The sequence below is a fragment of the Methylopila turkensis genome (assembly GCF_027922325.1).
GTDB lineage: Bacteria > Pseudomonadota > Alphaproteobacteria > Rhizobiales > Methylopilaceae > Methylopila > Methylopila turkensis.
Genome location: NZ_BSFL01000001.1, coordinates 630191 through 652118, shown reverse-complemented (window position 1 = coordinate 652118; position 21928 = coordinate 630191). Strand labels below are relative to the sequence as shown.

The following is a 21928-nucleotide window of genomic DNA, read 5'->3' as shown; positions in this document are numbered from 1 at the left end:
CCCGTCCGGGATGACGACGTGTCGACGTCAGGCCGCCTTCTTCTGCTCGGCGGCTTTCTGCGCCTCGTAGAAGTAGTTGGCCTTCTTGCCGAAGACGACCGAGCGGAGCAGGCGGCGCATGCGCTCGCTCTTGCGCAGCGGCTCGAGCGCCGACCGCGCGGCGGTGTAGGCCGCGACCTTCAGCCCGTCGAGCGCCGGCTTCGCGCCGGGCGCAGCCTGCGGAAAGCCCTTCTCGCGCAGCCAGGCGTTCATGAAGATCAGCTTGTTGTGCCGCACCACCGCGGCGGAGCGCCAGGTGATCGCCATCGAGATCGAGTAGCTGTCGCCGGTGCGCACCCAGTGCGGCACCTGGTAGGGCACGAACACGCCCTGGCCCGGCTTCAGGTCGTAGACCGTGGCCCGGCTCTCGAACTTGGGATCGTAGGTCAGGTTGCGGTGCTTCGACGGCGCGCTCTCCAGATCCTCCTCGGAGACCAGCGAGCGGTCCTCGTTGTCGAACAGATGGAAGAACTTAGGGCCGTGCACCTGCACGAAGAAATTGTCCTCGTTGTCGCAATGGAACGGCGTCACCGAGTTCGCGGAGGACACGAAGATGTAGCCCTCGATGTCACGGAAGTTGGCGGCGTCGAGATTGGCATGGCCGAGGGCGCGGGCGAGGGAGCCGAGCGCCTCCTCGAGCAGGGCGCGATACTCCGGCACGCTTTCGACGCGCTTCAGCACCATCCAGGCGCCGGCGGTCTCGATCTTCGCGACGACTTCCTCCGGCGGCAGGTCGACGAGCGGCGTGTCCTCGGCCTTCTGGTTCGGATTGAGCTTGCCGGAGTTGTACTCGATCCGGTCCTTCTCGAGCTGCTTGGTCAGCTCGATCAGGCGCGGAAGCTGCAACAGCGGATGGCCCACGAGCTGATGCTCGATCGGGAACGGGCGCAGCGGGTAACGCTCGGCGAGGTCGGTGGCTGCGGCGCGGAGCATGGCGGTCATTGTGCTCTTTCCTTCACGCGGTGATAGAGGTCGCGCAGGGCGGCGCGGAGGCGGCGTCGACCAAGTTCGGCGCGGACGGCGTACGCGAGCCGCAAGCGCGCCGGGCCTGGTCTCGTCGAGACGACCCAGTCGGCGAGTTCGAGACGCTCCCGCCAGATGTGGTCGATCATGGGGTGATTGGCGATCGCCGTGGAGTCCGTCGCGTCGATTCCGCGATCGTCGATCAGGCGGCGGGTCAGTTCGATCGTGAGCTGGACGCCCGGCGAACAGCGCGCGAACGCCTCGTCGTAGGCGATCTTGTAGAACCAGGCGCGGCGGCCGCTGGTCAGCACGAGGCCAATGGCGACGGTCTTGCCGTCGAGCGTCAGCTCCAGCACGCGGGCCTCGCCGCGAGCGGCGCGTTCGGCGAACAGAGAGCGCACCATGGCGGTCTGGCGAGGGTTGTCCCTCAGCGCGCTGCGGACGGCGCCCTTCCAGCCCTTGGCTTCGACTTCGATGAAGCGCTCGATCGCCGCGGCGACGTCGCTCTCGCTGCGGCTTTCGACGAAGGCCACGGGACCGTCGTCGCCGAGGCGGCGGAGCTGGCGGCGCAACTCCTTCAGCTTCTTCGACGACAGCGACTGGGTGAGGTAGGCCTCGGCGTCGAGCGATGTCGCGAGCATGGCGCGCGCGTGGCTGTCGATCCGCGCGAAGGAGCGGCCCGAAGCGGAGAGCGCCGCGCGGATGGCGCCAGCGGTCGCGCCGTGCTCCGGCAGGAAGCGGAACTGGAACACGCGGTGCCCGTCCGCGGCCAGTCCGTCGAACAGCGCCTCAATCGCCGCCGCCGGACGCTCGTCCGCGACGAGCGGCTGGCCGAGCGCTCCGAAATACGCCCAGTGCGTCGTGGAGAAGACCGCGCGAATGCCGGACAGCCGGAGCGGCACGACGGCCGCGAGCGCGACCAGACGGCGCGGCTCCCCAGGCGCGGCGCGCCATACGGTGGCGAAGCGGACGTCGCGCATCGCCGACAGCCCGCGCGCCGCCGGGATCGCGAATTCCGGCTCGCAGAACACGTTCGGCTCCAGCGACCGGCCGACGAGGTCGTCCCAGTCCGCCCGCCGCGCGGCGAGCGCCTCGATGTCCAGGAATTCGTAGGCGTGAACCATGCTGGAGGGGCGATCCGTCGCCGCTTCGCCGAGGTCCGCGCCCGAGAGGAAGGGGAGGGCGACGGCGTCCGTCACCGCGTCGCTCGACAGATGGGGTTCGCGCGGCGTGCGGGGGCCCGGTCCCCAGGGCAGCGCGCCGAGGCCGAGCCGACGCCGGGTGATCACGAACAGCAGCACGGACTCGATCACCAGCGTGATGGAGGTGGCCGCTGCCGCGCCCATCGTCCCGAAACGGGGGACCAGCAGGAGCGCCAGCGACAGGTTGAGCACGAAGGCGCTGCCATAGACCGCGGCGCAGATGTTCTGCTGGCCGAGCATGTTGAGCAGCCGTTCGAGCGGACCGACGGTGGCGCGAGCGAGCAGGCCGATCGCGATCACGAACAGGAGCGGATAGCCGGCTGTGAACGCCTCGCCGAACAGCCATAGGATCGGCCATCCGAAGGCGAGCAGCACCGCGCAGCCGGCGAGCGACGGCCAGAAGGTCCAGCGCGCGGCGTCGCGCACCATGGTCTCCAGCCGCTCGCGGTCGCCTGCGACCGAATATTCGGTGAAGCGATGGGCCACCGCCGCCGAGACCGAGAACGACACGAAGGCGACCAGCGACATCACCTTCACCGACGCGTAGTAGACGCCGACCTGATGCGGCTCGACGAACATCGAGAGCACGAGGATGTCGGTGTAGGCGAGCAGCAGGTAGAAGCCCTCAACCATGAAGATCGGCAGCGACACCTTCATCCAGAGCCGCGGGGCGTAGGCGCGGGGGCCGGCGGGCACCTTGGCCGCGAGGCGGCGTTCCAAGAGCACGAGCTGGGCGAGCGCGGTCAGCCATGTGGCCACGATCGTTGCCGCCATCGCCGTGACCGCGGTCGGGGCGTAGTGCTCGTAGCTCAGAACGGCGAGAAGCCCGAGGATCAGCAGCGGGCGCACCAGATAGGCGGGCGCCAGCGCGACGTCGATCCAGTTGTGGGAGCGCGCGATGCCGTCCTGGACGTCGGTCAGCACGTACATCGGCACGCAGATCAGCGCGAGATAGAGCGGAATGACGGCCCAGCTCGACAGGTGTTCGCCGAACAGCCAGAGCCCGAGCAGCCCGACGGCGGTCAGGATGGTCGCGAACAGCATCGACAGCAGGCGGCTGCCGAGCAGAAAGCCGCGCAGGAGGGCGTGCTCGCCGGAGTCGGCGTATTCCGGGATGAAGCGCTGCGGGGAGGACGCGAGGCCGAGGCTCGTCACGCCGCCCAGCAGCAGGACCCAGGTCCAGACATAGACGTAGATGCCGTACTCGCCCTCGCCCATCCAGCGGGCGAGCAGGATCTGCGACGCGAAGGCGATGCCGGCGTTGCCGACGCGGAACAGAAAGGCGCCGCCGGCGACCTTCTTGGCGACGGCGGTGTCCGATCGATCGGCCAGCAGTCGTCGCACCCGCCCGCCGAACCCCGCGAAGCGGCTCCGGTCGGCGGCGTGTTCAGTGCGGTGCGCCTGATCGAAGGGCGCGCTGGCGTCGCTCGGCATCTCGGCCATGTCCCATCCTGTCGGATGCGGCGATCTAACCTATGCGCGCTTAAAGAGAAGTTCGGGAAGAGCGTAAACGAAACTAGCCGTCGAAGCCGTCGTTTTCGAGATATTCGCGTTCGTGGTCGGTCGTGTCGCGCCCGAGCGCGGCGTTCCGGTGCGGAAAACGGCCGAAACGGGCGATGATATCAGCGTGCAGCTGCGCCCAGGCCAGGCCGTCACGATCTCCGTCCGCAGAGAACAGCCGGACGCAGAGCGCCTGCAACTCATGATCCTCGGCGTGCTCGAACGGCAGATAGAAAAAGCTGCGCATCGGTCGGGCGGTCCTGCGGTCGAACCCGCGCGCAACAGCCCGCCGCGCCACCTCGACGGCGAGCGCGTCGGTGGCGAACGCCCGGGCGTGGCCGCGGAACAGGTTGCGCGGCGCCTGGTCCAGTAGGATGAGCAACGCGAGCGCGCCCGGCGCGGTGTCCGCCCAATGGTCGAGCGCCCCGGCCGCCGCGGCGTCGCGCAGCCGGCCAAGCCGGGCGCGGACCATCCGATCGAACACGACGTCCTTCGCGAACCAGCGGGGCCGGCCCGCGGCGCGCCAGAACGCCACCACCGCGAGCGCCTCCCGCGGCGCGCCGCGGCGACGGGGCGCGGCCTCTGCGATTCGCATCAAGTATTCCTCACGAGATCGTCATGAAAATTCGGGGTTCATTCCGCTGCAATTTCCCCATTGAGCCAGAAATGAGTGTGCCTTTTAAGCAACCTCAAGATGTCCGTCTTAGTTCTGCTCCGATCGCGCCCGCGCGGCGCCCGAATCCGCCGCGACTGAAGCGTTCCCCCGAATGACGCCGCCCGCGCCGGCGCAGCCTGTGTGAGAGTTCCGATGTCCCGCCTGCCCGTCCTGTCCCGCCGCGCCGCGCTGCTCGCGCTGACGCCGATGGCCCTCGCGGCCTGCGCCACCGTCAAGCAGCCCGTCTCCGCGTCGCGACACGATCCGGCGACGGTGGCGCGCTACGGCGCGATCCCCGACGAGCCGTTTCCGCTGCCCGCGACCGACATCTCGCGGGTCGACGCGAAGTGGCTGCGGCAGCTGGTGGCCTACGACACCTATGAGCGTCCCGGCACGCTCGTCGTCGACACGCGCTCTCGTCACCTCTACCTCGTGCAGGAAGGCGGCATGGCGATGCGCTACGGCATCGGCGTCGGCAAGGCGGGGCTCGAGTTCGAGGGCAGCGCGCGGGTCGGCCGCAAGGCGGAATGGCCGCGCTGGACGCCAACCCGGGACATGATCGCGCGCGAGCCGGAGCGCTACGGCCCCTACGCCGGCGGCGTCGCGCCGGGGCTCGACAATCCGCTCGGGCCGCGCGCGCTCTACCTGTTCCAGGGCGACCGCGACACGCTGTTCCGCATCCATGGCACCTCCGAGCCCTGGTCGATCGGCAAGGCCGTCTCCAGCGGCTGCATCCGGCTGTTCAATCAGGACATCATCGATCTCTACGCCCGCGTGCCGCGCGACACGCCGGTCGTGGTGCTTCAGGACGGCCCGGCGTCGCTGGTCGAGGCGCCGTCGGATTACGGGCCGGCCTGAGCTACAGGCGGACGCGCTTGCTCGCGAGCGCGTCGTAGAGTTCGGCGTCGAGCGGGACGTAGCGGCGTTCGACCGGATGGGCGAGATAGAGCGGATCCGCCACCGTGGCCGGGTTCGCGCCGTCCTTCACGAGCTCGACCTTGCGCTGTTTGAACGTGCCGGTGATTTCGAGCCCGGTGCCGATCCGCAGGAAGACGGGCCGGGCGTAGGCCGGCAGGTTCTGCGCGAGATGCGCGTGAAGGCCTTCGAGGTCGAGGCTGTCGCCGGCGGCGGGCACGATCAGCGCCATGCCGGCCCGGCCGTCATAGCCGGGCAGGTCGACGCCGTAGACCGTCACCTCCTCGACGCCGGGGAAGACCGAGATGGTCTCCGACACCTCCGACGTCGCGACGTTCTCGCCGCGCCACCGGAAGGTGTCGCCGACGCGGTCGACGAAGTAGAAATAGCCCTGCGCGTCCTGCCGCATCAGGTCGCCGGTGCGGAACCAGCGGTCGCCGGGTTCGAACGCGTCGGTCAGCACTTTCTTGCTGGTCGCCTCCGCGTCGGCGTAACCCTCGAAGCGCATCGAGGGCTTGGAAGGATCGTTCAGGATCTTGCCGACGATCTCGCCGACCTCGCCGACGTCGCACTCGATGCAGCGCCCGTCCGGGCCGCGCACCGCTTCGCCGGCCTCCACGTCGAAGCGGATGATCTTGGTCGGAAACTTCCAGCGGAGGTAGGGCGCGATGCGGCCGACCGCGCCCGGCATGCCGTCGAAGTTGAACAGCGCGACGTTGCCTTCCGTGGCGGCGTACCATTCGAGGATCGTCGGGATTTTGAACCGCTCGGCGAATTGCGGCCACACGTCCGGCCGCAGGCCGTTGCCGCAGGCGAGCCGGACCTTGTGCCGCGTCTCGTCGGGGCAGCTGGGCGTGTGCACGAGGTAGCGGCAAAGCTCGCCGATGTATTCGATCAGCGTGCATTCGGTCTCGACCACGTCCCGCCAGAACCGGCTCGCCTGGAACTTCTCGCGGATGACCACCGAGGCGCCCGCGAGCAGCGGGCTTCCCGCCGCGATCACCCCGCCGACCGTGTGGTACATCGGCAGGCAGTCGTACATGCGGTCGTCCGGGCGGATGCCCATCGCGCCCATGAAGCCGTGGCTGATCGCCATCAGCCGGTAGTGGTTGATGTTGGCGGCCTTGGGCATGCCGGTGGTGCCGCTCGTGTAGATGAACAGCGCCCGGTCGTCGATCGAGAGCTCCGGCAGCTCCTGCGGCGGCAGCGGGTCGCCGGACAGCGCTTCGGCCGCGGCGTCGACGCGCGGCCAGCCCTCCGCGTCGCCGCCATGGGCCCAGACCGCAGGCTTCGGGTCGAGCGCGACCAGCGGGTGCGCGCTCGCATAGGCCTGGGCGAGGCTCGCGCCCACGACTACGTGCTTCGGACGCACGATCGCGACGCAGTGGGCGAGCGGCGCGCCTCCGAGATTGGTGTTGAGCAACGCGACCGCGCCGCCGACGCGGGTGACGCCGATCCAGAACGCCAGATAGTCGGGCCGGTTCGCCATCATCAGCGCGACCACGTCGCCCTTGCCGACGCCGTTGTCCTGCGCCCAGCGCGCGTAGCGGTTGGCGCGGGCGTCGAGCTCGGCGTAGCTGAAGTTCTCCTTGTCCGAGATCAGCGCCGGCCGGTCGCCGTGGGTCGCGGCGAGTTCGGCGATGACGTGGGGGAAAACCCGCGTCCGGTTGCGGCCGATATGCGTGGTCGCCTTCAGCGCCCTGATCGCGCCTCGGATAAATCTCCATTCGCGCGTGAGGCGTGACGGAGCGTTCATGCGATCCTCCCGCGCGCCGTTGTCCGAAACCGTGAGCGGCTGTGTCGGCGCGTCCTGCTTTGGGCTCGAATGAAGCCCGGTCGCCGCGCGGAGTCCAGCCCGCGACACGGTTTTGATCGGAAGGGCTAGCCGAGCAGTCCGCCGCTTCGCGGCGCGAGCGGATTGGCCGTCAGGGCGGCGGCGTCGGCCGTATCCGCGGCAGGGCGTCCGGCGAAAGCGGCGTAGAGGCGGGCGAGCAGGTCCGGCTCCAGGTTCTCGCCGATGGCGACGAGTCGGGTGCGGCGATCGTCGTCCGGCCAGGCGTCGAGGAAGCGGGGCTCGGCGAAGACGTGGCGCACGCCCTGCACCACCAGCGGCCGGTCTGGCTCATCCGCGAGCCGCACCAGCCCCTTCAGGCGGAGCAGCTTCGGAGCGTGGGCGGAGCGGAGCAGCTCCACGAAAAGATCGTAGGCTCCGCGGGTGAGCGCCGCCTCGCTCTCCAGCGACACGGAGCGGATCGCGCCATGACCGAGCGGCGCGGCGTCCAGATCGCGCTCCGGCGCCTCGACGGCGGCGACGATCGCGGCGGTCGGGGCGTGCGCGGCCGTCCGGAGTTCGGCCATGGGCACCAGCCTCGCGATCAGCCCTTCCGTCGCGGCGCGCTCGTCGGGCGTGGCGACGTCGGTCTTCGACAGCAGCACCCGATCCGCCATGGCGACCTGACGCGCGGCTTCCGGGTGCTCGGCCAGCGTCTCCGCGCCGCGCGCCGCGTCCACCACCGCGACGACGGCGGCGAGCCGGTAGCGCATCGCGAGATAGGGGTGCAGCGTCAGCGTCTGCAGGGTCGGAACCGGATCGGCGAGACCGGTGGTCTCCAGCACCAGCCGGTCGAACGGCGGGATGCGGCCGTTGTCGCGCGCCTTCAGAAGCTCCTCGAGCGTCACGATCAGATCGCCGCGCAGCGAGCAGCACAGGCAGCCGCCCGCCAGCGCCACCACGCCCTCCTCGGCATGCTCCACCAGCAGGTGGTCGACGCCGATCTCGCCCAGTTCGTTCACCACCACCGCCGCGCCCGCAAGCGCCGGGTCGCGCAGCATGCGGTTGAGCAGCGTCGTCTTGCCGGCCCCGAGAAAGCCGGTGAGCAGGACGAGCGGAATGGGGGCCGGACGGCGGGGATCGTTCATGCCGCGGTCGTAACAAGCGCCGCGCGCCGCGAGAAGCGCGCATCGCCACTCCCCGTCGCGCGCGGCGCGCTTATCTCAGGCGCGTGACCGCGTTTCAGCCTCCCGTCGACGCCGCCGTCCTGCCCGACCGCTTCGTGCGCTGGTTCGCCGGGCGGGGCTGGACGCCGCGCGTCCACCAGCTCGAACTCATGGCGCATGCGCAGGCCGGCCGGGACGCGCTGCTGATCGCGCCCACCGGCGCCGGCAAGACGCTTGCCGGCTTCCTGCCGACGCTTGTGGAGCTGGCCGAGACCGGCGGGCGTTCGAACATCGGCGTTCCGGGAATCCACACGCTCTACGTCTCGCCGCTGAAGGCGCTCGCGGTCGACGTCGCGCGCAATCTGGAACGGCCGATCGCGGAGATGGGCCTCCCCGTCCGCGTCGAGGGCCGCACCGGCGATACGCCCGCCGCGCGCCGCAAGCGGCAGAAGGAGCGCCCGCCGGACATCCTGCTCACGACCCCCGAACAGATCGCGCTGCTGATCGGCGACCCGAGCGCAGGCCGGCTGTTCGAGACAGTGAAGCGCGTGGTGGTGGACGAGCTGCATGCGCTCAGCCCCACCAAGCGCGGCGACCAGCTGGCGCTGGCGCTCGCCCGCATCCGGGCGCTCGCGCCGGACGTCGTCACGGTCGGGCTCTCCGCCACGGTGAGCGACCCCGACGCGCTGCGCCGCTGGCTGGTCGACCCGCGCCGGGGCCGCCCGCTCGCGGAGCTCGTGCAGATCGCCGGCGGCGCGGCGCCGGACATCTCGATCCATCAGACCGACGAGCGCCTGCCCTGGGCCGGCCATGGCGGCCGCCACGCGCTGGGCGCGATCTACGAGGAGATCAAGCGGCACAAGACCACGCTGCTGTTCGCCAACACGCGGGCGCAGGCCGAGCTGACGTTCCAGGAGCTGTGGCGGATCAACGAGGACACGCTGCCGATCGCCCTCCACCACGGCTCGCTCGACGTCGGCCAGCGCCGGAAGGTCGAGGCCGCCATGGGCGAGGGCCGGCTGAAGGCGGTGGTCGCGACCTCCACGCTCGATCTCGGCATCGACTGGGGCGACGTCGACCTCGTGGTCCACATGGGATCGCCCAAGGGCGCCTCGCGCCTGCTGCAGCGGACGGGGCGCGCCAACCACCGGCTGGACGAGCCCTCGAAGGCCATTATGGTGCCCGCCAACCGCTTCGAGGTGATCGAGTGCGAGGCGGCGCGGGCCGCGGCGCTCGCGGGCGAGCAGGACGCGGAGGCCGCGAAGCCCGGTTCGCTCGACGTGCTGGCGCAGCACGTGCTGGGCGTCGCCTGCGGCGGCCCGTTCGACGCCGACGCGCTGTTCGCGGAGGTCACCTCCGCCGCGCCCTACGCCGACGTCGACCGCGCGACCTTCGACGACGTCGTCGCTTTCGTCGCGACCGGGGGCTACGCGCTGCGCTCCTACGAGCGCTTCGCCAAGATCCGCAAGACCAAGGACGGGCTGTGGCGGGTTTCGAACCCGCAGGTGGCGCAGAGCTGGCGCATCAACGTCGGCACCATCATCGAGGCGACGACGCTCAAGGTGCGCCTCGCCAAGGCGCGACGCTCGAAGGCCGGCACGGTCGCTCCCGGCGGCTTCGGAGGGCGGGTGCTGGGCGAGATCGAGGAGTATTTCGTCGAGACCCTCACCCCCGGCGACACCTTCATGTTCGCAGGCGAGATCCTGAAGTTCGACGCGCTGGTCGACACCGACGTCTACGCCTCGCGCTCGACCTCCGACGCGCCGAAGGTGCCGACCTACGTAGGCGGCCGCATGCCGCTGACGACCGACGTCGCGGCCCGCGTGCGCGGCATCATCGACGACCGCGCGAGCTGGCCGCAGCTGCCCGAGCAGACCCGCGAATGGCTCGGCCTGCAGCAGCGCCGCTCGCTGATCCCGGAGCCGGAGCAGCTGCTGGTCGAGACCTTCCCTCGGGCGGGCAAGAATTTCCTCGTGGCCTACACCTTCGAGGGCCGGCTCGCGAACCAGACGCTCGGCATGCTGCTGACCCGCCGGCTGGAGCGCGCGCACGCCGCCCCGCTCGGCTTCGTGGCGAGCGACTACTGCCTCGCGGTCTGGGCCCTGCGCGACATGAGCGCGATGATCGCGGGCGACCTGCTCTCGCTCGACGCGCTGTTCGACCAGGACATGCTGGGCGACGATCTGGAGGCTTGGCTGGAGGAGAGCGCGCTGATGAAGCGCACCTTCCGCAACTGCGCCATCATCGCCGGGCTGATCGAGCGCGACGTGATCGGCGCGAAGCGGAAGACCGGGCGGCAGGTCACCATGTCCACCGACCTGATCTACGACGTGCTGCGCCGGCACGAGCCGGACCATGTCCTGCTCCGCGCCGCCCGCGCCGACGCCGCCCGCGGCCTGATCGACCTCGAACGCATCGTCGAGATGCTGGCGCGGGTGAAGGGCCACATGGTCCACAAGCCGCTGTCGCGCGTCTCGCCTCTGGCGGTTCCGGTGCTGCTGGAGGTCGGTCGCGAGCCGGTCTACGGCGCCTCCCAGGACGCTCTGCTGAAGCTCGCCGCCGACGATCTGGTGGCGGAGGCGATGGCGGAGGATTAAGGCTGACCCGACCTGTCAGGATGTCGTGATGACCGCTGCCGCCTCTGCCGCTCGTGAGGTTAAAACGTTTGAGAATGACGCTGGCGATCAGCGCGTTGTCATCCTCGAACGCGCCGACGGCGCATACACCTTCTGCAGACAGTGGTTAGAGAACGGCGTGTGGGGTGACCTGGGTCCTGCGGTAGGAATCTACGACTCTGTCTGGACGGCCGAGTGCGAGGCCCGTGACCGGACGCCTTGGCTGGCCTCTCTGTTCAACTGAGCGCCATGGACCGGCCTCCGAAGTTCCTGCTACGTTCCCACCCATGACGATTCGCTCCGCCCGCCTCACGCACGACGCGATCGAGCCTACGCTCGGGGTCGCCGGCGTCGCGCTGGTCGCCGATCCGCTCGGCGCGCTGTACGAGCCGGGATCGGGCGCGCTGATCGTGGCGGACCTGCATCTGGAGAAGGGCTCGTCCTTCGCCCGCCGCGGCCAGATGCTGCCGCCCTACGACACCGCGACGACGCTCGGCCGCCTCGCGCGCCTGATCGCGACGCACCAGCCGCGGGTGGTGATCGCGCTGGGCGACAGTTTTCACGACGACGGCGGCCCGGCCCGCATGCACGAGGCGGACCGCGCGGCGGTCGCCGCGCTCCAGCGCGGGCGCGACTGGATCTGGATCGCCGGCAATCACGACCCGGCGCCGCCGGCGGGCCTCGGCGGCGAGGCCCGCGAGGTCCTCGCGCTCGGCGCCCTCATGCTGCGCCACGAGCCGACGGCGGGCGCGGCGCCCGGCGAGCTCGCTGGCCATCTCCACCCCGTGGCGAAGGTGGCGGTGCGCGGCCGTTCGCTCCGCCGCCGCTGCTTCGCGACCGACGGCGCGCGCGTCGTGCTGCCCGCCTTCGGCGCTTACGCCGGCGGCCTCAACGTGCGCGACCGCGCCTTCCATGGATTGTTCGCCGCCGAGGCCTTCACCGCCTGGATGCTGGGCGACGCCGGCGTCTACGCCATGCCCTCGTGGGGCCTTCGACCGGATTGAGGACGATCGTCCGTCACCAGCGGTAGCGCAGGCCCACGGTGCCGTACTGCACGCCGCCGCTCGCGTTGTCGAACACGGCGAGCTTGCCGCCCGAGCGGTGGTGGAAGCGGAAGACCAGGTCGAAGTTCGGGTGGTCGATCGACCCGAAGGTCACCTCGGGCGAGAGATAGTGCAGGACCTGGGAGCGTCCGCCGCGTGACTTTTCGAGTTCGTAGCGCGGGACGTCCGAGGCCCAGTTCAGACCGGTCGAAACCGCAACCGAGGTGCGCAGGCGGTCGCTCCACGGAAAGCTCTTCCAGCGGAAATAGAGCGCGCTCCAGACTTCGGTCTCATCGAGTCTTCCGAAGCGCTGCGCGACGCCGGCTTCGGTCTCGAACGCCCAGAGCGTGCCGTAGGTCAGCACTTCGCGCGAGAACGACGCGCCGACGATGCCGGAGGAGCCGAAGTTCCAGCGGGTGGGGGATATGTTTGTGCCCGACACGTAGATCGACGTCATCGAACTCTGGACGAGCGCTCCGGCGAAGCCGGTCACAGCGCAGTCCATGGCGCACGGCGCGAACGGCGACGTGAACTTGAACTCGTTGGCAGAGGCGTCCGGCGACGCCGCAGCGCCGGCCAGAATGGCCGTGGCTATCCCCAGAACCGCGGCTGGCCTTGAACTTACGCGCACAATTTTCACTCGCCGACCCTGCCGATCCCCCCGCCTGCCTCTCGTTATAGGGTAGCATGGCGGGAAGTCCGGGCAATTCGTCGTCCGTATCGTCGCGTTGTGTTGACCGTCAAGCGTAGCCCACGACCACGGCGGCGGCGGTGGTCGCGATGGTCGCCAGCGCCGCGAGCAGCAGGCGCAGGCGGGCGTACCACCGTGGCGCGGCGAAGCGCGGGGCGCGCGTCGCATCGAGCGCGCCATGAGCCGCGAGACCCGCCGCCAGCATGGCGAGACCCGCAGCGCCGCCGACCATAAGAGCGCCCCAGGCCCACAGCGGCGGCGCCATCGCGAGCAGGAACAGGCCGTTGCGGATCGAGGGGGAGGGGTGACGCAACGCGAGCCCCCAGTGCGCTCCGCCGAGGAAGGACAGGATCGCGGCGCCGTAGCCGAGCAGGGCGCCGGTCGCGTCGACCCCGAGCGGAAGCGCGTGCCCGAACGCCAGAGCGAGCGACAGCCCGAGAAACGGGGCGAGCCCCGCCAGGCCCAGCGCCAGCGGAAGCTCCGGAATCTCGCGGTCGTGGTCGACAGGCTCGGATGCGATCAGCGTCACGGGCGCGACCTCCTCACTCGCGGCGGAACACGGCGCTCGCCGTCCAGCCGAAGGCGAGCGCGAGCAGCGCCATCACGAAACCATAGGCTACGCGGCGCTGGTCCGCGAGCGCGGCGACGCGCGCCTCGAAGCCGGCCTTGACGACCCGGAAGGTGATGGTCTCGCGGGCCGCCTGCACGCCGGCGGCGTAGAGCCGAACGTCCACCTGATACGGCCCGAACGCGATGTCCGGCGGCAGATGGATCGTCGCTCGGAAAAGATCGCGGTCCAGGAACGTCACGCCGTCGCCGTCCTCGCGCCAGTGCCCGCGTTCCGTCTGAAGCCGTATCAGCGCGTCCACGAAGGCGGCGTCCTCCGACAGGCTGAGCTTGCGGGTGCCTTCGGCGGGCGCGCCTTCCGTCACCGCGCGCAGGCCGAGCCGTTCGCTGAAGATGTCCTCGGGCGAGACGACCCCCTGCAGCGGCCGCGACGACAGCGTCGCGAGGAAGCTCGGCGCGCGCGTGAAGGCGCGGGTGGCGCGGTTCAGCCACAGCGGGCCGAGCTGCTCCTTCCGGCGGACGGTCACCGGCCCGGACGGGCCTTCCGCCTGGACGATGACGTCCCAACGCGCGCCGGGCCGCGCGCCACGGATGGCGCCGAACAGCGTCAGGTCCGCGCCGGCGTAGTTGGAGGCGATCGTGACCTGTTGGGACGACAGCGCAAGCACCAGCTTCTCGGCGCGGGCCGGCGCGGCGCCGAGCGCGAGCGCGGCGATGACGAGCGCCGCGCGCTTCATCGCGGCTTGTCTCCGAGCGTGACCGAGTACGCGTCTCGCGGCGCCACGGTCAGGTCCATGAGGAAGCGCCCGCCGACCGTCAGCAGAAGCAGCGCGAGCAGCAGGCGGAGGTGCTCGCCTCTCAGTTTCTGGCCGGCGCGGACGCCGAACTGCGCGCCGATCGAGCCGCCGAGCATCAGCAGGATCGCGAGCACGACGTCGACCGAGGCGTTGGTCACGGCGTGCAGAACGGTCGCCGAGAGCATGGTGATGAGGATCTGGAACAGCGAGGTTCCGACCACGACGGCCGTCGGCACGCGGAAGACGTAGACGAGGATCGGCACCAGCAGGAAGCCGCCGCCGATGCCGAGCACGGCGCCCACGAAGCCCACGAAGCCGCCGAGGCCGATCAGCGGCAGGACGCTGACGTAGATCATCGAGCGCTGGAACCGCATCTTGAGCGGCAGACGGTCGACGAGCGAGAGCCGGCCCGACCGTCGGGGGGCGGGCGTCGCCGACGGGCGTCGGGCGAGCGTGCGCAGCGATTCCACCAGCATCAGTCCGCCGATCGCGCCGAGCAGCACGACGTAGGATACCGCGATGATCGCGTCGAGCTGGCCGGCGTCGCGCATGGCGTTGAAGAACCAGACGCCAAGTCCTGTCCCCGCCACGCCGCCGGCGAGCAGCACCGCCCCGAGCTTCACGTCGAGCGCGCGTTTTCGCCAGTAGGACAGCACGCCGGTGAAGGCGGAGGCGGCGATCTGCGGCGCTTCGGAGGCGACGGCGACGGCGGTCGGAATGCCGATGAAGATCAGCAGCGGCGTCATGAGGAAGCCGCCGCCGATGCCGAACAGGCCGGAGATGAAGCCGACCGCGAGCGCCATGCCGATCACGAGCAGCACGTTGACCGGTAGCTCGGCGATCGGAAGATAGATCTGCATGGGCCGTGATCGACGAAGGGCGCGCGCCGACGCTCACGCCCCGGCGCGGGCGAGAACGGGCGCGGTTCCGTCGTTAGGTCCCGCCCCGGCCCGCCTTGTCAACGGTCCGTGCTGCGGCGCGGCTTAGCGCAGCGACACCGGGGTGGTCCGCACCGAGCGGGCGGAGGAGCTCGAGACCTGGTCCCATCCGCCGGGGGGCGTCGGGGCTTCGTTGGCCGAATCGTCGACCCCGCGGGGGCGGAAGGCGTCGGTCGCCTGCTGGGCCGCGGTCAGGTTGGCGCCAAGGGCCTTGGCGACCTCGTCGCGCTTTCGTCCGGCGTCCTGGTCGCCCTGGCGGCTCGCGAGCGCGAACCACTTGTAGGCTTCCGCGAGGTCGCGCTTGCCGCCGAGGCCGCGGGCCTGCAGCACCGCGAGATTGTACTGGCTGTCGGCCAGGCCGCGCTCGGCCGCCATCCGGAACCACACGCTGGCGGCGCCGAAATCAGGCTTTCCAAGCCCGCCCTCGGCGTAGATCACGCCGAGATTGTGCATGGCGCGGACATTGCCCGAGGCGGCGGCCTGTTCGTACCAGCGCCGCGCGGAGAGGATGTCGCGCGCCACGCCGCGGCCCTTCTCATACATGCTGCCGAGCCGGTGCTGCGCGGGCGCGAGGCCCTGCGCCGCGGCCTTCTCCAGCCAGCGCGCGGCCGCGGCGGGGTCCGCGGCGACGCCGCGCCCGTCGAGGAACCGGTCGGCGATCTCGAGCTGCGCCGACGGGTCGCCCTGGACCGCGCGCATCCGCAGCGTCGCGCCGCCGATCGAATCCGGGAGCGCGTCCGGATTGGCGGATCGGTTGATGGAGCCGGTCGTCAGGCCGTCGACGGAGGCCGACGGTGTCGTGAACTTCTGGGGGGCCGGCCCGAGGGTCTGCGAAAACGCGAAGTCGGTCATGTCCTTCGCCGGCGCGCGCGGCGGCGAAAGCTGCGCGCCAGGTTTCGGCGCCGGGGCCGGCTCGGATGTCGCCGACGGGGGGATCGGGTCGGCCGGACGTTCGGCGAGCGGCGCGGGCTCCGGCGCCTCCTGGCGCCGGGCCTCGGCCCGCGGGGTTTCGATTTCGGGCGCGGCGGCAGGGGCGGGAGCCGCGGCCTGGGGCGCGGTCGGGACGGCGAGGTCGGACTGCGGCGAGTGCGCCGTCGGCGCCGGATCGACCGGATTGTCGTGCAGGGAGTTCGCGAGCTTGACCACGCCGAGCACGATCAGCGCGGCGGCGAGGGCGATCACGATCGGCCGCCGGCGCGCCTTGAGCGTGGACATGGCTCCGGTGACGTCCGGCAAGCGAACGCTCGACGCCTTCGCCCCCTTCGCTTTAACGACCGTATGCGACGGCTCCTCGTCCGGGTCCGACGATGGCTGGATCGCCGCGCGCCGGGCGGCGGCGATGAAGGAGGCGGCGCTCGGCGCGGCGGCCGGCGCGTCGGGGGCCGGCTCGGGCGCGCGGACCGTCGGCGCGGCCGGCTCCATCGGCAGGTCGAAGACGTCGTCCTCGATCGGCGCGCGCGACGCGGTGATGGCGGGGGCGGCGGGCGCCGCCGCGGCCACGGGCGCCGCCGCGCGGACGCGCGCCGGCTCGGGCTCGCTTTCGACGGCTTCCGCCATCGCGCGGCGGGCGGCGGCTCGGGCCGCTTCGATCGGGTCGACCGTGGGCGCCGGAGCCGTGAGCGGGCGGTCGTCATAAGCCGCACGCTCCACGGGCCATCCGCTGGCGGCGAGCGCGTCCATGCGGTCGGCCAGACGGTCGAGCGTCATGCGCACCGCGTCGAGCGTGTCGGCGGTGCGGCGGTCGGTGCGCACGGCCGCGGCGCGGAGTTCGCCGAGCGCCTCCGCGAGGTCGAGCATGCCGACGCCATGGCCGCCTGCGGGCTCGTCGCTGTCGCGTTCGACGAAGCTTTCGCGCACCGCGTCGGCGGCGGCCTGGCCGGCGTCGCGCGCGGCGGCGGCGCAGCTCTGCTCTACCCGCGCGGCGAGCGCCGAGAACCCGGCGTTGAGGTCGTCGATCCGACCATCGGTGCGGTCGAGATTGTTGATCAGGTCGACGATGCGCTGCTCGATCCCGAACAGGGCGTCAGGCGCGGCGGGGGCCGCGGCGGTCGCGACCAGATGCTCGGCGATGCCGCGGACAGCCTCCTCGATCCGCTCGAAAGAAGAGCCGCGCGCCTGCGCGGCGACGGCGACGTCCTCGATCTGGGTGGAGAGGTCGAAGACCCGCTCGGAGAGGGCCAGCACCGCCGGGGCGGCCGACGGGCGCTCGGCGAGCTGCTGCGCGAGCGATTCGATGCGGCGTTCGACGCTCTCAATCGCGTTCGGCTCCGCGAGCGCGGCGAGTTCGTTCCGGACGACGTCGGCGATCCGCTCGACGTCCGCGGCGCGCGTCAGCGCGGCGGCGGCCAGCGTATCCATCTTGCCGTGCAGGGATTCCATCTTGCCGGACAGCGAGACGAGCGCCGGGTTCGCCGCAGGCGGCTCCGCCAGCTTGCCGGCGATGGCGTCCACCTTCCGCCCGACGTCCGCCAGGCCGCTGTTTTCCGCGAGAGCGTCGATCTTGCCGCTCAGCGCCTCGACCTTCTCGGGCAGCGCCTGCAGCTTGGGGGAGACGGCGGCGCGCTGGCCAAGCTGCGCGGTCAGCGCGTCGAGGCGCTGCGCGAAGGCGTCGAGCGCGGGAGCCGGGGACAGCGCCTCGATCTCGGCCCGAAGCACGCTTTCCATCCGCGCGGAGTCTTCGCTGCGTCTCGCCGCCGCGGCCTCCTGCTCGTCCAGCCGCGCGACCAGAGCTTGGATGTCGGAGGCGAGGCCATCGACGGCCCCGACCTTGGTGAAATGCGCGAGCTCGCCGCGGATGTCGTCGATGTGGCGCGCGAGCGTTTCGATCGCCTCGGCGTTGGAGGGGCCGATGGCCTCGAGCTGGCGCGAAAGCCCGGTCACCTCCTCGGCGAAGCGGGCGAGCATCTGCGGGCTCGCGGCGTCGTTGCGCATGCGGTCGACTTCGATGACGAGCGCTTCGATCGCCTTGAGCGAGGTCGGGTCGAGCCGCGCCGGACGCTCGGCGTCGCAGCGCGCGGCGACGGCGGCGATCTCGCGGAGCAGGCTGTCGACGTCCGAGCGGGTCGGCAGGCCATCGACCGCGCCCGCGAGCGCCTCGATCTGGCGCCGCATGTCGGCGATCACGGCGTCGTTCGCCGACGGGGCGAGCGCGACGGGAGCCGGCTCCGGCTGCGCCGCCGGCCGGACGTCGCGAGCGTCGAGGTCCTTCTGGCGGGCGGCGATCTCCGCGAGCGCCGACCGCAGCGTCGCCGGCCGGGGAGCGTCCGCGGGCTGCGCCGCGCGGGGCGGCGCGGGCGCGACGCTCGGGGCCTGTTCGCCTTCGGCGCGGCCGGCCCAGCGGGCGAGGCCTTCGAGCGCGTCCGTCAGCCGGTCTTCGGTCTGGATGTTGCGGCGGGCGAGCATGTCGACGAGCTGCTCGAGGTCGCGGCGCGGCGCGCTGCCGGTCTCGCCGCGGCTGGCGGCCAGGCGCTTGGCGAGCCGGTCCAGAGCGGAGCCGGCCGGAGCCTCGTCCGTGGCGGGCGCGGCGGCATGTCTCTGGTCGCTGAAGCTCATCGCACCACCCCGAGGCGGCCCCCCGTCCCGTCGCGGTCCGGCGCCGCGGCGTGCTGGAGGCTCGTGGACGACGCGTTAATGCGCCGCCTAACGCAATGTTAACGGATAGGGTAAACAACCCGTTAACTTCGCGGTTAACGCGCTCGCGGCTGACGCCGAAACCATAGGCTGAACGGATGACGGCGGCTCCCGTAACGCGCAAACGGCGGACGCCGGCGTGAAGACTTCCGCGACGGGCGTGTTCGCCGTCTACCGGCGGGCGTTCGCGCTGCTCGGCGAGGAGCGGCGGCTCGGCGTCGCGCTTGCGGCCGGAAACGCCGCGCTCGCGCTCGCGGCCTTCGCGGAGCCGGTGCTGTTCGGGCGCATCATCGACAGCCTGGCCGGCGGCCGGGCCGGCGAACTGCCGACGCTCGCGGCGGCCTGGGCGCTGATCGCGCTCGCCGCCATCGCCGGGCGCGTCGTGGTCGGGCTGAACGCCGACCGGCTCGCCCACCGCCGCCGGCTCGTGGTGATGACGGAGGTCTTCGGCCACGCGCTGTCGCTGCCGCTCAGCTACCACCGCCGCACCCATTCCGGCCGCATCGTGAAAGCGCTCACGCAAGGCGCGAACGCGCTCGCCGACGTCTGGCTGCTGTTCTTCCGCTCCGGCTGCGCGACGCTGATCGGCCTCGTCGCGCTGCTGCCGGCGAGCCTTATGCTCAACCCCTGGCTCGGCGCCATCCTGATCGCGCTCGTAATCCTGTTCGGGATCGCGATCACGCTGCTGCTGCGCAAGACGCAGAGCCGGCAGGAGAACGTCGAGGCCTACCATTCCGACCTCGCCCAGCACGCCGCGGACGCCGTCGGCAACGTCGCGGTGGTGCAGAGCTTCGCGCGCATCCGGGGCGAGATGTCCTATCTCGGCGGCGTGATGCAGCGGCTGCTCGACGCGCAGATGCCGGTGCTGTCCTGGTGGGCCTATGCGGCGGCGGCGACGCCAGCCGCGGGCACGCTCACCGTGCTCGGCGTCGTGCTCGCCGGCGCAGCCCTCAACGCGCAGGGGCTCGCGAGCGTCGGCGACATCGTGGCCTTCGCGGCGCTCGCGACCCTCGTCATCGGCCGGCTCGGCGAGGCGGTGACGCTCGTCAACATGCTGCTGATGAACGCGCCCAAGATCGGCGAACTGCTGGCGCTGCTGGACACGGCGCCGGACGTGGCCGACGCGCCCGACGCCCGCGACCCCGGCCGGCTCTCGGGCGACGTGGCGTTCGAGGACGTGTCCTTCGCCTACGAGGCCGGCCGGCCCACGCTGTCCGACGTCTCCTTCCGCGCCCGGCCGGGCATGACCGTCGCGCTGGTCGGGGCCACCGGTTCGGGCAAGTCGACCACGCTCGCGCTGCTGCACCGCGCCTTCGACCCGCAGGCGGGGCGGGTGACGATCGACGGGACCGACATCCGCGCCATGACGCTCGACGGGCTGCGGCGCAACGTCGGCGTGGTGTTCCAGGAGCCGATGCTGTTCGCGCGCACGATCGCGGAGAACCTCCGTGTCGGTCGTGTAGACGCCTCCGACGCCGAGCTCGAGGCGGCCTGCGAGAAGGCGCAGGTGCTCGACGTGGTGCGCCGCCTGCCGGACGGCTTCGCCACGCCGCTTGGAGAGCGCGGGGCATCGCTCTCGGGCGGCGAGCGCCAGCGGCTCGCGATCGCGCGCGCGCTGCTCAAGGACCCGCCGATCCTCGTGCTGGACGAGGCGACGAGCGCGCTCGACGCCGGCACCGAGGCGAAGGTGCAGGCGGCGCTCGACGCCGCGCGTGCCGGGCGCACCACGCTGGTGATCGCCCACCGGCTCGCGACCGTGCGCAGCGCCGACCTCGTGCTGGTGTTCGAGCGCGGACGCATCGTCGAGCGCGGCTCGTTCGAGGCGCTCGCCAGCGCCGGCGGCCCGTTCGCGAAGCTCGTCGCGGCGCAGGCGCTGGCGCAGGCCGCCGAGCGCGCGAAGCCCGGCTCCGACGCCGTCGTGACCCCTGCGTGATTGGCATCCGGGCACTACGCAGGTACAACGTCAGGTGAGATCGGCAGGCTGTCATGCGCCGTGCGCGTCGGGGGACGGCGCCGTCGGGGCCGCCTCCCACAGACGCATCACGAGTACGATGGCGCCCATGCTTCATTCGATCCGCCGCCGCGCGCTGGTTTGTTTCGCCGCGGTCCTTTCGATCGCCGCCGCCCCGGCCTTCGCCAAGCCTCTGCTCGTCGCCGACATCGCGACGGGCCAGGTGCTCGAGGCGCAGGACGCCACCACGCCCTGGTATCCGGCGTCGCTCACCAAGCTGATGACCACCTTCGTGGTGCTGCAGGCGATCAAGAACGGCCGGCTCTCAGCTTCGACGCCGCTCGTCTACACCGCCCGCGCGCAGGCCGAGCCGCCCAGCAAGATGGGTTTTCAGGTCGGCCAGACCGTGACGGTCGACGACGCGCTCAAAATGCTGATGGTGCAGTCCGCGAACGACATCGCCTTCCTGCTCGCCGAAGGCGTTTCGGGCAGCGTCGAGGCCTTCGTCGCGGAGATGAACCGCACCGCCGTCCAGATCGGCATGACCAACACCAATTTCGTCAATCCCAACGGCCTGCCGGTGCGGCCGGGCCCGGACCTGCAGCGCACGACCGCGCGCGACATGGCGGTGCTCGCGACCGCGCTCTACCGCAACTTCCCGGACCGCGGCGACCTGTTCTCGCTCGACGCGATCCAGATCGGCGGCCGCGTCATGCGCAACCACAACGGGCTGATCGGCCGCTATCCCGGCGCGGACGGCATGAAGACCGGCTACGTCTGCTCGTCCGGCTTCAACGTGGTGGCGACCGCGAGCCGCGGCGGGCGCCGGCTGGTGACGGTCGTGCTGGGCTCGCCGACGCCGCTGGAGCGTTCCGAGACCGCGATCGACGCCTTCGAGCGCGGGTTCGCCGCCCGCTCGGCCGTCGGCACGCTCGCGACCCTGCCCACGATCGCGCCGGCCTTCCCGATCGACCTGCGCGAGGAGATGTGCGGCAAGTCGACCGCCAAGTTCCGCGCCGCGCGCAAGTACGATCCGAACGGCCATCCGTGGCGGCCGATCCTGATGTCCAAGACTCAGGTGAACCCTGTGATGGTCTACGCCACGCCGGCTCCGAACGCGCCGGCGACCGCCGCCAAGCCGAGCGGCGTCGACGAGGACGCGCCGACCGCCTACGCCCCGAACGCCGCCGCCTCGTCGTCGGTGGTGCCCGGCGCCGCGGTCAAGCCCGGAAGCGCCAAGGTGAAGTCGCTCAAGGCCGACAAGCCTGCGAAGAAGCCCGCCGCCAAATCGACGAAGGCGACCAAGGCCGCCGAGGCGGAGAAGAAGGGCCGGGTCAAGATCGAGCTCGACCCCAAGACGCCGCCGCGGAAGACGCTGGGCGCCGGCCCCACCGCGGCCTCGAACGGGCCGACCCCGACGCCGGGCTCGGTCTACCGCAACGCGCAGCCGCCGGCGGGCAAGTCGGCCTTCTGAGCGCTGGGTCC

The 21928-nt window shown here is 71.4% G+C and carries 16 protein-coding genes; 6 read left to right on the top strand and 10 right to left on the bottom strand.

The window, feature by feature from the left end; all coding sequences use genetic code 11:
• Positions 1–27 precede the first annotated feature (27 nt).
• The 3 genes from PKE78_RS03020 to PKE78_RS03010 all read right to left on the bottom strand — a co-directional run bounded on the left by PKE78_RS03020 (position 28) and on the right by PKE78_RS03010 (position 4299).
• Complete coding sequence (locus PKE78_RS03020) at positions 28–981, bottom strand: cupin-like domain-containing protein (RefSeq protein WP_271199364.1); 954 nt, start codon at positions 979–981, stop codon at positions 28–30.
• The gene (locus PKE78_RS03015) at positions 978–3647 is read right to left on the bottom strand and encodes a GNAT family N-acetyltransferase (RefSeq protein ID WP_271199363.1); all 2670 of its coding nucleotides are present in this window, start codon (positions 3645–3647) and stop codon (positions 978–980) included. The genes PKE78_RS03020 and PKE78_RS03015 overlap by 4 nt, the downstream gene beginning before the upstream one ends.
• A gap of 73 nt (positions 3648–3720) precedes the next feature.
• Positions 3721–4299, bottom strand: a complete 579-nt coding sequence (locus PKE78_RS03010) for a DUF924 family protein (RefSeq protein ID WP_271199362.1) — start codon at positions 4297–4299, stop codon at positions 3721–3723.
• A 213-nt stretch (positions 4300–4512) separates the two neighbouring features.
• Between PKE78_RS03010 and PKE78_RS03005 the strand changes: the two genes are divergently transcribed.
• Positions 4513–5217 (top strand): L,D-transpeptidase, encoded by a 705-nt coding sequence (locus PKE78_RS03005; RefSeq protein WP_271199361.1) that lies wholly within the window; start codon positions 4513–4515, stop codon positions 5215–5217.
• Between the two features lies 1 nt (position 5218).
• Here PKE78_RS03005 and PKE78_RS03000 read toward each other — a convergent pair whose 3' ends face one another.
• Together PKE78_RS03000 and PKE78_RS02995 are read right to left on the bottom strand one after the other, a co-directional pair.
• A complete protein-coding gene (locus tag PKE78_RS03000) occupies positions 5219–7030 on the bottom strand; it encodes a long-chain-acyl-CoA synthetase (RefSeq protein WP_271199360.1) in 1812 nt (603 codons plus the stop codon).
• A gap of 125 nt (positions 7031–7155) precedes the next feature.
• Positions 7156–8193 carry a CobW family GTP-binding protein gene (locus PKE78_RS02995; protein WP_271199359.1) on the bottom strand — a complete coding sequence of 346 codons (1038 nt, stop codon included), beginning with the start codon at positions 8191–8193 and terminating at the stop codon, positions 7156–7158.
• 83 nt (positions 8194–8276) lie between these two features.
• Here PKE78_RS02995 and PKE78_RS02990 point away from each other — a divergent pair, with 83 nt between their 5' ends.
• From PKE78_RS02990 to pdeM, 3 genes are read left to right on the top strand one after another with little or no spacing between them, the layout of a single operon-like run.
• The gene (locus PKE78_RS02990; protein ID WP_271199358.1) at positions 8277–10808 is read left to right on the top strand and encodes a ligase-associated DNA damage response DEXH box helicase; all 2532 of its coding nucleotides are present in this window, start codon (positions 8277–8279) and stop codon (positions 10806–10808) included.
• Positions 10809–10836: 28 nt separating this feature from the next.
• On the top strand, positions 10837–11070 hold the full coding sequence (locus tag PKE78_RS02985; protein WP_271199357.1) for a hypothetical protein: 234 nt from the start codon (positions 10837–10839) through the stop codon (positions 11068–11070).
• Positions 11071–11113: 43 nt separating this feature from the next.
• Complete coding sequence (pdeM, locus tag PKE78_RS02980) at positions 11114–11830, top strand: ligase-associated DNA damage response endonuclease PdeM (RefSeq protein ID WP_271199356.1); 717 nt, start codon at positions 11114–11116, stop codon at positions 11828–11830.
• A 13-nt stretch (positions 11831–11843) separates the two neighbouring features.
• Here pdeM and PKE78_RS02975 read toward each other — a convergent pair whose 3' ends face one another.
• The 5 genes from PKE78_RS02975 to PKE78_RS02955 all read right to left on the bottom strand — a co-directional run bounded on the left by PKE78_RS02975 (position 11844) and on the right by PKE78_RS02955 (position 18414).
• Complete coding sequence (locus tag PKE78_RS02975; protein ID WP_271199355.1) at positions 11844–12362, bottom strand: hypothetical protein; 519 nt, start codon at positions 12360–12362, stop codon at positions 11844–11846.
• A 247-nt stretch (positions 12363–12609) separates the two neighbouring features.
• Complete coding sequence (locus tag PKE78_RS02970) at positions 12610–13089, bottom strand: DUF3429 domain-containing protein (RefSeq protein ID WP_271199354.1); 480 nt, start codon at positions 13087–13089, stop codon at positions 12610–12612.
• A gap of 13 nt (positions 13090–13102) precedes the next feature.
• A complete protein-coding gene (locus tag PKE78_RS02965) occupies positions 13103–13864 on the bottom strand; it encodes a TIGR02186 family protein (RefSeq protein WP_271199352.1) in 762 nt (253 codons plus the stop codon).
• Positions 13861–14784, bottom strand: coding sequence for a sulfite exporter TauE/SafE family protein (locus tag PKE78_RS02960; protein ID WP_271199351.1), 924 nt, complete (start codon positions 14782–14784; stop codon positions 13861–13863). The genes PKE78_RS02965 and PKE78_RS02960 overlap by 4 nt, the downstream gene beginning before the upstream one ends.
• Before the next feature lie 123 nt (positions 14785–14907).
• The gene (locus PKE78_RS02955; protein WP_271199350.1) at positions 14908–18414 is read right to left on the bottom strand and encodes a hypothetical protein; all 3507 of its coding nucleotides are present in this window, start codon (positions 18412–18414) and stop codon (positions 14908–14910) included.
• Positions 18415–18631: 217 nt separating this feature from the next.
• Between PKE78_RS02955 and PKE78_RS02950 the strand changes: the two genes are divergently transcribed.
• Together PKE78_RS02950 and PKE78_RS02945 are read left to right on the top strand one after the other, a co-directional pair.
• Positions 18632–20425 carry a glucan ABC transporter ATP-binding protein/ permease gene (locus tag PKE78_RS02950; RefSeq protein WP_271199349.1) on the top strand — a complete coding sequence of 598 codons (1794 nt, stop codon included), beginning with the start codon at positions 18632–18634 and terminating at the stop codon, positions 20423–20425.
• A gap of 127 nt (positions 20426–20552) precedes the next feature.
• Positions 20553–21917 carry a serine hydrolase gene (locus tag PKE78_RS02945; RefSeq protein WP_271199348.1) on the top strand — a complete coding sequence of 455 codons (1365 nt, stop codon included), beginning with the start codon at positions 20553–20555 and terminating at the stop codon, positions 21915–21917.
• Positions 21918–21928: the final 11 nt, after the last annotated feature.

Bases quoted from the DNA above. Each gene is read 5' to 3' on its own strand.
- PKE78_RS03005 (WP_271199361.1), top strand. From the start codon at position 4,513: ATGTCCCGCCTGCCCGTCCTGTCCCGCCGCGCCGCGCTGCTCGCGCTG.
- PKE78_RS02945 (WP_271199348.1), top strand. From the start codon at position 20,553: ATGCTTCATTCGATCCGCCGCCGCGCGCTGGTTTGTTTCGCCGCGGTC.
- PKE78_RS03015 (WP_271199363.1), bottom strand. From the start codon at position 3,647: ATGGCCGAGATGCCGAGCGACGCCAGCGCGCCCTTCGATCAGGCGCAC.
- PKE78_RS02985 (WP_271199357.1), top strand. From the start codon at position 10,837: ATGACCGCTGCCGCCTCTGCCGCTCGTGAGGTTAAAACGTTTGAGAAT.
- PKE78_RS02995 (WP_271199359.1), bottom strand. From the start codon at position 8,193: ATGAACGATCCCCGCCGTCCGGCCCCCATTCCGCTCGTCCTGCTCACC.
- PKE78_RS03020 (WP_271199364.1), bottom strand. From the start codon at position 981: ATGACCGCCATGCTCCGCGCCGCAGCCACCGACCTCGCCGAGCGTTAC.
- PKE78_RS02955 (WP_271199350.1), bottom strand. From the start codon at position 18,414: ATGAGCTTCAGCGACCAGAGACATGCCGCCGCGCCCGCCACGGACGAG.
- pdeM (WP_271199356.1), top strand. From the start codon at position 11,114: ATGACGATTCGCTCCGCCCGCCTCACGCACGACGCGATCGAGCCTACG.
- PKE78_RS02960 (WP_271199351.1), bottom strand. From the start codon at position 14,784: ATGCAGATCTATCTTCCGATCGCCGAGCTACCGGTCAACGTGCTGCTC.
- PKE78_RS02965 (WP_271199352.1), bottom strand. From the start codon at position 13,864: ATGAAGCGCGCGGCGCTCGTCATCGCCGCGCTCGCGCTCGGCGCCGCG.
- PKE78_RS03000 (WP_271199360.1), bottom strand. From the start codon at position 7,030: ATGAACGCTCCGTCACGCCTCACGCGCGAATGGAGATTTATCCGAGGC.
- PKE78_RS03010 (WP_271199362.1), bottom strand. From the start codon at position 4,299: ATGCGAATCGCAGAGGCCGCGCCCCGTCGCCGCGGCGCGCCGCGGGAG.